Origin of the sequence: Roseococcus sp., from assembly GCF_965227005.1 — a bacterium.
Taxonomy (GTDB): Bacteria; Pseudomonadota; Alphaproteobacteria; order Acetobacterales; family Acetobacteraceae; genus Roseococcus.
Genome location: NZ_CBDDFJ010000023.1, coordinates 1 through 12,016, shown reverse-complemented (window position 1 = coordinate 12,016; position 12,016 = coordinate 1). Strand labels below are relative to the sequence as shown.

Below are 12,016 nucleotides of genomic sequence, written 5' to 3'. Positions count from 1 at the left end.
CCGTGAAACCATCTAGCTTGCCGACAGCGAGGAGACACCGATGAAGACGTTTGATCCGAGGCTTCGGCGCCGGCTGCTGGTTCTGAACCTGGCGGCCTTGGGCGGAACCGTCGCCTCCGGTGATGCCTCGGCGCAGGGCGGCAAGACGCGCCAGCAGCCCGCCCCGGCCCGCCCTCCCGGCACGGGGACCAGCGATTCCGACCCGAACGACCCCCCCGGCCAGGGCCGCGGCGGCAGCGGCGGCGGCTCCGGGACCAGCGATTCCGACCCGAACGATCCCCCCGGCCAGGGGCGCGGCGGCAGCGGCGGTCGTTCCGGGATGAGCGATTCCGATCCCAACGATCCTCCCGGCCAGGGTCGCGGCGGCAGCGGCGGGCGTGGGACCAGCGATTCCGACCCCAATGACCCGCCGGGTCAGGGCCGTGGCGGCAGCGGGGGTGTCACGGACAATGATCCGAACGATCCGCCAGGGCGCGGCCGGGGCGGATCGCGCCAGCCCCAGGGCCCGACCGACAATGACCCGAACGACCCGGCCGGCCGTGGGCGCGGCCCGCAGCAGCCCTCGCCGGGCGGAAAGACCCCCCAGCGGCCGCCCCAGCAGCGCCCCGGGATCAGCGATTCCGATCCGAACGATCCGCCGGGCCAGGGCCGTGGCGGCTCGCGCCCCGCGCAGCCCTCGGGGCCGACGGACAATGATCCGAACGACCCGCCGGGTCGCGGTCGTGGGCCCAATCCCGGCCGGAAGATCTGAACCGGCCAGGGGTTTAGGCCGGGGGATTAGGCCGGGGGCTTAGCCCCGGTCCAGCGGCTCCAGCGCGTCGCCCACGCAGACGCGCCCGCCCTCCAGCACCTCGGCCTGCACGCCGAGATCGGCATGGCCGAAATGCTCAAAGAGGGTGCGGGGCGGGCGGGCGTCGCGCTCGGCGGTGGCGGGGTTCACCTCCGTCGCCGGGCAGCGGACGATCCGCTTCCAGACCCGCAGCCGCGCCTGTCCGAGCTGGATCTCGCGCCCCATCAGGGCGAAGTCGCCCCATTCGGCGCCGCCGGACACATATATATTGGCGCGGAAGCGCAGCGGATCGAGCCGCATCCCCGCCGCCCGCTCCAGCGCGGCGAGGCTCGCCAGCGAGATGATCGACACGGATTTCTGCGGAATATCGGTGAAATTATAGCCAGGCGCGTCCACGAGTCGCAGGCGGCCGCGCGCCTCCTCGGCCATATAGGCGGTCATATAGTCCTCGGCCTCGGCCCGGCCCGCGGGCGTGCGGACGTCGACCGACAGGGTTTCGCCGTCCGGCTTGTGGATCGTCAGATGGCCGGTCCTGGGGTCATAGGCGGTGTGCAGCTTCACCAGCCGGGCATTGGCCGCGAGGCAGGCGAAATGCGTCTTGCGCATCCAGACCGGGGCGGCCGGGTCGAAGGGGGCATCGCCCTGGGCGAAGGCGAAGCGGCGGTCGTGGGGGAGGCACTCGCCCGGCGTGAGGGAGACGTCCTCCAGCGCTTCGGCCGAGAGACCCTTCACGGGGTATCGATAGATGTGTTCGACGCGCATGACTTCTTGTGCTCCTACCCCAGTGATCACCCTTGAATCACACTATCCCTCATTCCCACAATGAGATGCGACAGGCGCAGCCCGATCGGGGGCGCCTTGAGACATCGTCGCCTCGAGAGGGACAGCAAGACCTATGGATCTGGAAAAATTCACCGAACGCGCCCGCGGTTTTCTTCAGGCGGCGCAGACCATCGCCATCCGCGAATATCACCAGCGCCTGACGCCCGAGCATCTGCTCAAGGCGCTGCTCGATGACGAGCAGGGCGCGGCCTCGGGGCTGATCGGCGCCGCCGGCGGCGATGTGAATGCCGTGCGCGGCGCCGTCGAGGCGGACATCCGGAAGATTCCCGCCGTGCAGGGCGGCAATGCCGGCCAGGCGCCGCAGCTCACGCCCGAGCTGGTCCGTGCGCTCGACGCCGCGCAGCAGGCCGCGACCCAGGCCGGCGACGCCTATGTGGCGCAGGACCGCATGCTGCTGGGCCTGGCCGCCGCCGCCAGCCCGGCGCAGGCCGCGCTCAAGGCCGGGCGGATCACCGCCCCCGTCCTGGAGGAGGCCATCACCCGTCTCCGCAAGGGCCGCAAGGTGGACGCGCCCAGCGCCGAGGAGAGCTTCGACGCCCTGAAGAAGTATTCGCGCGACCTCACCGAGGCGGCGCGGGCCGGCAAGCTCGACCCCGTGATCGGCCGCGACGAGGAGATCCGGCGCACCATCCAGGTGCTCGCCCGGCGGACGAAGAACAATCCGGTCCTGATCGGCGAACCCGGCGTGGGCAAGACGGCGATCGTGGAAGGCCTGGCCCTGCGTATCGCCCGTGGCGACGTGCCCGAGGCGTTGAAGAATCAGCGCGTCATGTCGCTGGATCTCGGCGCCATGGTGGCCGGAGCGAAGTATCGCGGTGAATTCGAGGAGCGCCTGAAGGGCGTCCTGAAGGAAATCGAAGATGCGGCCGGGCAGGTCATCCTCTTCATCGACGAATTGCACACGCTGATCGGCGCAGGCAAGGCCGATGGCGCGATGGATGCTTCCAATCTGCTCAAGCCGGCCCTGGCGCGGGGCGAGCTGCATTGCATCGGCGCGACCACGCTGGATGAATACCGCAAGCATATCGAGAAGGACGCGGCCCTCGCACGGCGCTTCCAGCCGGTGCTGGTGGGCGAGCCGAGCGTGGCGGACACCGTCAGCATCCTGCGCGGCATCCGCGAGAAATACGAGCTGCATCATGGGGTTCGCATCACCGACGGCGCGCTGGTGGCGGCCGCGACGCTCAGCAATCGCTACATCACCGACCGCTTCCTGCCCGACAAGGCGATCGACCTCGTGGACGAGGCCGCGAGCCGGCTGCGCATGGAGGTCGACAGCAAGCCCGAGGAGCTGGACGAGCTCGATCGGCGCCTGCTCCAGCTCAAGATCGAGCGGGAGGCGCTGAAGCGCGAGGAGGATCAGGCTTCGAAGGACCGGCTGGAGAAGCTGGAGGCGGAACTCAGCGAGCTGGGCGAGAAATCGGCGGCCATGACCGCGAGCTGGGAGTCCGAGAAGGGGCAGGTCGTCGAGAGCCAGAAGCTCAAGGAGCAGCTGGACCAGGCCCGCACCGAGCAGGATCTCGCCGAGCGGCGGGGTGACCTGAACAAGGCGGCCGAGCTGCGCTACGGCACGATTCCCGCGCTGGAGAAGCAGATCGCCGATGCCGGGAAGACCGGGGCCAAGCTCGTCAACGAGGCGGTGACCGAGGAGGGCATCGCCGCGGTGGTGAGCCGTTGGACCGGGGTTCCGGTCGAAAAGATGCTCGAGGGCGAGCGGGCCAAGCTGCTCCGGATGGAGGATGAGCTCCGGCGGAGGGTCGTGGGCCAGGAGGAGGCGCTGGAGGCGGTGTCCAAGGCCGTGCGGCGCGCCCGTGCCGGGCTGCAGGACCCCCATCGGCCGATCGGCAGCTTCCTGTTCCTCGGCCCCACGGGCGTGGGCAAGACCGAGCTGGTGAAGGCCGTGGCCTCGTTCCTCTTCGATGACGACCGCGCCATGACCCGCATCGACATGAGCGAATTCATGGAGAAGCACGCGGTGGCCCGGCTGATCGGCGCCCCTCCGGGCTATGTCGGCTATGAGGAGGGCGGCACGCTGACGGAGGCGGTCCGCCGGCGGCCCTATCAGGTGATCCTCTTCGACGAGGTCGAGAAGGCGCATGAGGATGTGTTCAACATCCTCCTCCAGGTGCTGGACGACGGGCGGCTGACGGACGGGCAGGGGCGGACGGTCGATTTCCGCAACTGCATCATCGTCCTGACCAGCAACCTGGGCTCGCAGGCGATCGCGGAGCTCCCGGAGGATGCGGATGTCGAGATGGCGCGGCCGGCGGTGATGCGGGCGGTGCGCGAGCGCTTCCGGCCGGAATTCCTGAACCGCCTGGACGAGGTGGTGCTGTTCAGCCGCCTGGCGCGGCAGGACATGGGCCAGATCGTGGATATCCAGCTGCAGCGGCTGCGTGGCCTGCTGGACGAGCGGAAGATCACGCTCACCCTGGACGCCGATGCCCGGGATTGGCTGGCCGAGGCGGGGTATGACCCCATCTACGGGGCCAGGCCGCTGAAGCGGGTGATCCAGCGCAACCTCCAGGACCGTCTGGCGGGGCTGTTGCTGGAGGGCGCGGTCAAGAATGGCGACTCGCTGGAGGTCGGCGTGGGCGATGACGGCCTCGAGGTTGCGGTCAAGGAGGCCGCCGGCATTTAGGTCCTCATGACCGTTATGCGCGAGTAACATGCTGAAGGGCTTTACAGTTCTGTGTCGCTCTCATAAAAGCCGCTTCACCGGACGAGCACTGAGGCGCTTCGGACGGTGGGCTGGCTGGGGCGCTGAGGTGCTTCGGTTGGTTGTCTTGGGTGGGTTGACGTGGCTGAGGCAACTCGGCTAGGAAGCCCTCCCGCTGCTCAGGGGCAACTCTGGTGGTAACGGTCGGTGGGATGCAAGTCCTGCTGCGTTGTTTTACATTCGAATCTGTTGATGCAGATGAGTATAGTGCGCGTTTATATTGATGCCATGGTTTGGTGTTGATGTTGAGCGGATTGGCTCTTGGATCTGGATGCGTGGTTGGCGCTGCTGGGCTTAGGTTTGGTTGGTGTTGGCTGCGGGTTTTTGGTTTGGGCTGATTTGGTGATGTCGATGCTGGGCGTGGAAGTAGGGTTTAGGATGGTGGGTTGGCCTGATCTTCGGATTGGGTGATGAACCTGAGAGTTTGATCCTGGCTCAGAGCGAACGCTGGCGGAATGCTTAACACATGCAAGTCGCACGGGCAGCAATGTCAGTGGCGGACGGGTGAGTAACGCGTAGGAATGTGTCCTAAGGTGGGGGATAACGTCGGGAAACTGGCGCTAATACCGCATATGTCCTGAGGGACAAAGCAGCGATGCGCCTTTGGAGCAGCCTGCGTCCGATTAGCTTGTTGGTGAGGTAAAGGCTTACCAAGGCGACGATCGGTAGCTGGTCTGAGAGGATGATCAGCCACACTGGAACTGAGACACGGTCCAGACTCCTACGGGAGGCAGCAGTGGGGAATATTGGACAATGGGCGCAAGCCTGATCCAGCAATTCCGCGTGGGTGAAGAAGGTCTTCGGATTGTAAAGCCCTTTCGACGGGGACGATGATGACGGTACCCGTAGAAGAAGCCCCGGCTAACTTCGTGCCAGCAGCCGCGGTAATACGAAGGGGGCTAGCGTTGCTCGGAATGACTGGGCGTAAAGGGCGCGTAGGCGGCACACACAGTCAGGCGTGAAATTCCTGGGCTTAACCTGGGGGCTGCGTTTGATACATGTGAGCTAGAGGATGGAAGAGGCTCGTGGAATTCCCAGTGTAGAGGTGAAATTCGTAGATATTGGGAAGAACACCGGTGGCGAAGGCGGCGAGCTGGTCCATTACTGACGCTGAGGCGCGAAAGCGTGGGGAGCAAACAGGATTAGATACCCTGGTAGTCCACGCTGTAAACGATGTGCGCTGGATGTTGGGTGACTTAGTCACTCAGTGTCGTAGCTAACGCGATAAGCGCACCGCCTGGGGAGTACGGCCGCAAGGTTGAAACTCAAAGGAATTGACGGGGGCCCGCACAAGCGGTGGAGCATGTGGTTTAATTCGACGCAACGCGCAGAACCTTACCAGCTCTTGACATCTGTCGGACTTCGCAGAGATGCGTTGGTGCCCGCAAGGGAACGGCAAGACAGGTGCTGCATGGCTGTCGTCAGCTCGTGTCGTGAGATGTTGGGTTAAGTCCCGCAACGAGCGCAACCCTCGCCTCTAGTTGCCAGCATGTTTGGGTGGGCACTCTAGAGGAACTGCCGGTGACAAGCCGGAGGAAGGTGGGGATGACGTCAAGTCCTCATGGCCCTTATGAGCTGGGCTACACACGTGCTACAATGGCGGTGACAATGGGAAGCCAGGTCGCGAGGCCGAGCGGATCCCAAAAAGCCGTCTCAGTTCGGATTGCACTCTGCAACTCGGGTGCATGAAGGTGGAATCGCTAGTAATCGCGGATCAGCATGCCGCGGTGAATACGTTCCCGGGCCTTGTACACACCGCCCGTCACACCATGGGAGTTGGTTTTACCTTAAGTGTCTAGGCTAACCGCAAGGAGGCCGGTCACCACGGTAGGGTCAGCGACTGGGGTGAAGTCGTAACAAGGTAGCCGTAGGGGAACCTGCGGCTGGATCACCTCCTTTCAAGGATACCTGACGATCGTGGATGGTTCGCTGTCCTGGTATTGTCGGGTTCCGACAAGACTAAAATGCTTGTTCATGCCTACCGGCAGGAGCCTGGTTGTCCCGGATGGGATGGCTTGGGTGAGAGCGAATGAACCCTATAGACGCGCTTTTGCTGATATTGCCGGGTCGATCTGACCGGGTCTGCGTGCGATGCCGCGGAGAGAGCAATCTTTCTGGGCGCTGACCGCGTATCCTGGTTTGGAGAGCTTGGTTTGACTGGCTGGGTTGACTAGCCTTGGGGCTCCGGTCTGTCTGAGAGGTCCTGGTTGGTTCTCTCGGCTGGGTCTTGGGCTTTGGGCCAGTAGCTCAGTTGGTTAGAGCACACGCTTGATAAGCGTGGGGTCGGAGGTTCAAGTCCTCCTTGGCCCACCAAAGCCTCGGAGGTCTTTTGCGGCGTATGCCGCGGGGTTTCGGGGGCGTAGCTCAGTGGTAGAGCACCTGCTTTGCAAGCAGGGGGCCGTCGGTTCGATACCGACCGTCTCCATACTGTGTGAACTGGTGTTCGGAAGTTTTGCCTCGAGGGTCGAGTGGCTTTGGTCATTCCCTGGAGGGCGCGCACGTGCCTCTGCACGACAGATTTCGCGATCCGGCGAAAGGCCCCAGAAGGGTCTGAGCCGGGGAGCGGTGTTGTTTGACAGGTGAATCGGAATGGTTGGTCACGACGTATCGTGGTCGCTGAGCTGCGCGAGCGGCTTGGGGATTGGGATGCGGCGTGAACAAGTGAAGTGAATAAATTGAGTAGTAGCTGAGCATTTAGTTTGGGCTGCACAGAACGTGCGTGGGGCTTGGTCCTGCGTGTGGGTATGTGTGGTTCTGATGAGCGCGATAAGAGCGTTCGGTGGATGCCTTGGCGCCAAGAGGCGATGAAGGACGTGGCACGCTGCGATAAGCTGCGGGGAGATGCGAGCAATCGTTGATCCGCGGATTTCCGAATGGGGAAACCCACTCGAAAGAGTATCCGCACCTGAATACATAGGGTGTGGAGGCGAACCCGGGGAACTGAAACATCTCAGTACCTGGAGGAAAAGACATCAACAGAGATTCCCCTAGTAGTGGCGAGCGAACGGGGACCAGGCCAGTGACTTTCGATCAATAAGCCGAGCAGTCTGGAAAGGCTGACCAAAGTGGGTGATAGTCCCGTAGGCATGATGTGGTCGAGAGTACTTGAGTAGGGCGGGGCACGAGAAACCCTGTCTGAACATAGGGGGACCACCCTCTAAGCCTAAATACTCCTTGGCGACCGATAGTGCACAAGTACCGTGAGGGAAAGGTGAAAAGCACCCCGACGAGGGGAGTGAAAGAGACCTGAAACCGGACGCTTACAAGCAGTCGGAGCACCCTTGAGGTGTGACGGCGTACCTTTTGTATAATGGGTCCGCGAGTTCGTGTTGGCAGCAAGCTTAAGCCGTTAGGCGTAGGCGAAGCGAAAGCGAGTCTGAATAGGGCGTTCAGTTGCCGGCATGAGACCCGAAACCGAGTGATCTAGCCATGGCCAGGCTGAAGGTGCGGTAACACGCACTGGAGGGCCGAACCCACGCCTGTTGAAAAAGTCGGGGATGAGCTGTGGCTAGGGGTGAAAGGCCAATCAAACTCGGAAATAGCTGGTTCTCCGCGAAATCTATTGAGGTAGATCCTCGTCTGAACACCACCGGAGGTAGAGCACCGGAAGGGCTAGGGGGGCCCAAAGCCCTACCAAACCCTACCGAACTCCGAATGCCGGTGAGTGATGGGCGGGAGACAGACTGTGGGTGCTAAGGTCCATAGTCGAGAGGGAAACAGCCCAGACCACCAGCTAAGGCCCCCAAATGATGGCTAAGTGGGAAAGCATGTGAGACGGCCAAAACAACCAGGAGGTTGGCTTAGAAGCAGCCATCCTTTAAAGAAAGCGTAATAGCTCACTGGTCTAATAGCTGTCTTGCGGCGAAAATGTAACGGGGCTCAAGCCATCTGCCGAAGCTGTGGATTACACGAAAGTGTAGTGGTAGCGGAGCGTTCCCTAGGCCTGTGAAGGTGAACCGTGAGGTTTGCTGGAGGTATGGGAAGTGCGAATGCGGACATGAGTAGCGATAAAGAGGGTGAGAAACCCTCTCGCCGAAAGTCCAAGGGTTCCTGCGCAAGGCTAATCCGCGCAGGGTGAGCCGGCCCCTAAGGCGAGGGCGACAGCCGTAGCCGATGGGAATCAGGTGAATATTCCTGAGCCCGCCAGAAGTGACGGCCATGAAGTTCTATCACCCCTTATTGGATTGGGGTGGTGGTTGGATTGGTCCGGGAAATAGCTCTGGCATCGGACCGTACCCTAAACCGACACAGGTGGACAGGTAGAGTATACCAAGGCGCTTGAGAGAACTATGCTGAAGGAACTAGGCAAATTGCTCGCGTAACTTCGGGATAAGCGAGACCCATGCTTGCGCAAGCAGGTGTGGGTGGCACAAAGCAGGGGGTGGCGACTGTTTAGTAAAAACACAGGGCTCTGCGAAATCGAGAGATGACGTATAGGGTCTGACGCCTGCCCGGTGCCGGAAGGTTAAAAGGAGATGTGCAAGCATCGAATTGAAGCCCCGGTAAACGGCGGCCGTAACTATAACGGTCCTAAGGTAGCGAAATTCCTTGTCGGGTAAGTTCCGACCTGCACGAATGGCGTAACGACCTCCCCACTGTCTCCAGCATAGACTCAGCGAAATTGAATTCCCCGTGAAGATGCGGGGTACCCGCAGTTAGACGGAAAGACCCTATGAACCTTTACTGCAACTTCGCAGTGGCGCCAGGAAGGGACTGTGTAGGATAGGTGGGAGGCTTTGAAGCATGGGCGCTAGCTTGTGTGGAGCCAACCTTGAAATACCACCCTGTGCCTTTTTGGCGTCTAACCGAGCCTGGTTATCCCGGGCCGGGACCCTGCGTGGTGGGCAGTTTGACTGGGGCGGTCGCCTCCTAAAGTGTAACGGAGGCGCGCGATGGTGGGCTCAAGCCGGTCGGACATCGGCTGTTGAGTGCAAAGGCATAAGCCCGCCTGACTGTGAGCGTGACAGCGCGAACAGAGACGAAAGTCGGCCTTAGTGATCCGGTGGTCCCTCGTGGACGGGCCATCGCTCAACGGATAAAAGGTACTCTAGGGATAACAGGCTGATCTCCCCCAAGAGTCCACATCGACGGGGAGGTTTGGCACCTCGATGTCGGCTCATCGCATCCCGGGGCTGGAGCAGGTCCCAAGGGTTCGGCTGTTCGCCGATTAAAGCGGTACGTGAGCTGGGTTTAGAACGTCGTGAGACAGTTCGGTCCCTATCTGCTGTGGGTGTTGGAGACTTGAGAGGATCTGTCCCTAGTACGAGAGGACCGGGATGGACATACCTCTGGTGCACCAGTTGTCACGCCAGTGGCACCGCTGGGTAGCTAAGTGTGGACGGGATAACCGCTGAAAGCATCTAAGCGGGAAACCCACCTCAAAACCAGGTCTCCCTGAGGGCCGTGATAGACCATCACGTTGATAGGCCGTCTGTGGAAGTGCAGTAATGCACGCAGCTAAGCGGTCCTAATCGCCCGATAGGCTCATCATTCTACACGTGCAGTCCTCGTAAGAGGACACCGCACGCAGCACCAAACCCCACTACCACTCAATCACATCACCAAAACCAACCATTCCAACACCACCTGAACCCTTTCGGTTCGGTGGCCTGGTGCCTATCGCGGAGTTGAAACACCCGATCCCATCCCGAACTCGGCCGTGAAACACTCCTGCGCCTATGGTACTGCCGCTCAAGCGGCGGGAGAGTCGGTCAGCGCCAGGCCACCCAACCGAAAGTCAAACATCCCACATCACGGGGACCCTTAACCCCGCACAGACACCCCCGCGGGGTGGAGCAGCCCGGTAGCTCGTCAGGCTCATAACCTGAAGGTCACAGGTTCAAATCCTGTCCCCGCATCCCAACTTCGCCCGATCACAAAACGCCCCGACAGAAATGTCGGGGCGTTTTGCTGTTCAGGCCCTCGTTAGCCAGCGGCCAGCTTGTTGAGCTGACGATCCACCCGATCGAGCTCCTGCTGACGGAAAGCCAGTCCAGCGGACGCCTCGGCCTGCAGACGGTTCCATTCGGCCGTGAAGTTGCCCACGAAGGCAGCGGAGAGTTCCGGATCCATGGTCGCGGACGCGTCGGCCACGCCACTGCCGGCCGAGCGCCTGCGCGCCATGGCGGCGGAGCAAGGCATCGCGCTGGACGGCCCCGTCGCGGCCTATTGCGGCGGCGCGGTCGCGTCGACGCTGCTCATCGCGGCGCTGGATGAGATTGGCGTCGAGGCCGCGCTCTAACCCGGCGCCTGGTCGGAATGGACGTCCGACAAGTCGCGCCCCGTCGAGGCGTGACGCGAAAGGGGAGCCCCTTGGGGCTCCCCTTCCAGATCAGGCCACAACGGCCCGGTGCAGCAGCCGGTGCTGCCCGCCGAAATCGCCGACGCCGCGATGCTGCACCAGCCGGTTGTCCCAGATCAGCGCCGAGCCCTGCTCCCAGCGGAAGCGCGTCTGGATCTCCGGCGACTTGATCACGTCGAAGAGCAGGCTCAGCACGGCCTGGCTCGCCACCGGGGTCAGGCCGACGATCCGCGTCGCGTAGAGCTCGTTGACGAAGATCTGCTTCCGCCCTGTCTCTGGGTGCGTCTTGATCACAGGCGTCTCGATGGGCGGGTTCTCGGCGCGCTTCTGCGCGAGCAGCTCCGGATCATGGCCGTAGGCGTAGGTGAGGAATCCCTGCGCGTCGAAGGACTGGATGGCGGTCAGCGTCTCCAGCCAGGCGGCGAGCAGCGGGTCCAGCAGATCGTAGGCCGCGGTGGCATTGGCGAAGATGGTGTCGCCGCCGTTGTCGGGCACCACCTCGCCGTAGAGCGCGGTGAAGCGCGTGGGCTCGGGCTGGAAGGCCTGGTCGATGTGCCAGATGTAGTTGGCACGCGTCTTCTTGGTCTTGGAATCGATGGTGTTCATCGCCTTGTTGACCTGCGATTTCGGTGTGTGCGGCGTGCCCATGTATTGCGGGTTGCCGAAGAGCCGCACGACATCCACGAAATCCGCGGCGTCGAAGCTGCCTGGCGCGAAGACGAGGAAACCGCGCGAGAGCAGCTGGTCGTAGAGGAACTGCCGCACCTCGGCATTGCCGAGATGCGTCGTGCGGAAGCCCTCCACCCGCGCGCCCAGGATCGGGCTGTAGGGGATCAGCTTCACGTCGCCGACCTGCTCGGCGCCGCGCAGCCAGGGCGCGACGTCCAGCACGCGGGAGGGATCGATCAGCGGCGCGGCGGGGCGGTTTTCAAGGGTGGAGGCACTCATGGGCTTGGTCCTTTCGGGGTAAGGCGGGCGGGCGCCCGCGCGACGAGCTTGGCGCCCGCATCGCGGTGAAGGCCGAGGCAAAAGGGAACGGCGGCGGCGGAGATGAGTCCCACCGCCACGAAGGCCGTGGAGAAATCGCCGAGGCCCGGCGACTCATGGCCTTGGATCCCCATGGAGGCGCTGAGCACCAGCGCGCCGATCGAGATGCCGATGGCCATGGAGAGCTGCTGGAAGGTGTCGTGGAAGCTCGTGGCCGCGCTCATCCGCGCGGGCGGCACGTCGGCATAAGCGAGGTTGCCGTAGACGTTGAACTGCAGCGACCGTGCGAAGCCGCCGATGACGAGGACGAGGTAGATCAGCAGCTCCGGCCAGCCCGGCCGGAACAGGGCGCAGGCGGCGAGGCTGATCGCGCAGA

At 62.9% G+C, this 12,016-nt stretch carries 6 protein-coding genes, 3 tRNA genes, 3 rRNA genes and 1 pseudogene; 9 read left to right on the top strand and 4 right to left on the bottom strand.

The features are described from left to right. Positions 1-40: 40 nt before the first annotated feature. Entirely contained in the window at positions 41-751 is a 711-nt protein-coding gene (locus ACO057_RS12745) for a hypothetical protein (RefSeq protein WP_421992247.1), read from the top strand. Positions 752-790: 39 nt separating this feature from the next. Here ACO057_RS12745 and ACO057_RS12740 read toward each other — a convergent pair whose 3' ends face one another. Then, positions 791-1,552 (bottom strand): MOSC domain-containing protein, encoded by a 762-nt coding sequence (locus ACO057_RS12740; protein WP_421992245.1) that lies wholly within the window; start codon positions 1,550-1,552, stop codon positions 791-793. A gap of 133 nt (positions 1,553-1,685) precedes the next feature. On the opposite strand from ACO057_RS12740, the gene clpB reads away from it, so the two are divergent. The 7 genes from clpB (at position 1,686) to ACO057_RS12705 (ending at position 10,210) form a co-directional block, all read left to right on the top strand. Further along, complete coding sequence (clpB, locus tag ACO057_RS12735) at positions 1,686-4,274, top strand: ATP-dependent chaperone ClpB (protein ID WP_421992243.1); 2,589 nt, start codon at positions 1,686-1,688, stop codon at positions 4,272-4,274. A 490-nt stretch (positions 4,275-4,764) separates the two neighbouring features. Then, positions 4,765-6,251: ribosomal RNA gene (locus ACO057_RS12730) — 16S ribosomal RNA — on the top strand. A 337-nt stretch (positions 6,252-6,588) separates the two neighbouring features. Next, positions 6,589-6,665: transfer RNA gene (locus ACO057_RS12725), tRNA-Ile, on the top strand. A 40-nt stretch (positions 6,666-6,705) separates the two neighbouring features. Next, positions 6,706-6,777, top strand: a tRNA-Ala gene (locus ACO057_RS12720). 330 nt (positions 6,778-7,107) lie between these two features. Beyond that, positions 7,108-9,844 (top strand): 23S ribosomal RNA (locus tag ACO057_RS12715). A 116-nt stretch (positions 9,845-9,960) separates the two neighbouring features. Then, a 5S ribosomal RNA gene (rrf, locus tag ACO057_RS12710) occupies positions 9,961-10,075 on the top strand. Together the 16S, 23S and 5S rRNA genes with 3 tRNA genes alongside form the textbook arrangement of a ribosomal RNA operon. A gap of 61 nt (positions 10,076-10,136) precedes the next feature. After that, positions 10,137-10,210, top strand: a tRNA-Met gene (locus ACO057_RS12705). 67 nt (positions 10,211-10,277) lie between these two features. On the opposite strand, the gene ACO057_RS12700 is transcribed toward ACO057_RS12705, so the two are convergent. Then, the gene (locus ACO057_RS12700; RefSeq protein ID WP_421992241.1) at positions 10,278-10,424 is read right to left on the bottom strand and encodes a hypothetical protein; all 147 of its coding nucleotides are present in this window, start codon (positions 10,422-10,424) and stop codon (positions 10,278-10,280) included. Between ACO057_RS12700 and ACO057_RS12695 the strand changes: the two genes are divergently transcribed. Next, positions 10,423-10,593, top strand: a complete 171-nt coding sequence (locus ACO057_RS12695; RefSeq protein ID WP_421992239.1) for a hypothetical protein — start codon at positions 10,423-10,425, stop codon at positions 10,591-10,593. The genes ACO057_RS12700 and ACO057_RS12695 overlap by 2 nt on opposite strands. Before the next feature lie 90 nt (positions 10,594-10,683). On the opposite strand, the gene ACO057_RS12690 is transcribed toward ACO057_RS12695, so the two are convergent. Then, a complete protein-coding gene (locus ACO057_RS12690) occupies positions 10,684-11,601 on the bottom strand; it encodes a TauD/TfdA dioxygenase family protein (RefSeq protein WP_421992237.1) in 918 nt (305 codons plus the stop codon). After that, a pseudogene (locus ACO057_RS12685) lies at positions 11,598-12,016 on the bottom strand (MFS transporter); the annotation flags it as partial. The pseudogene ACO057_RS12685 and the gene ACO057_RS12690, both read right to left, overlap by 4 nt.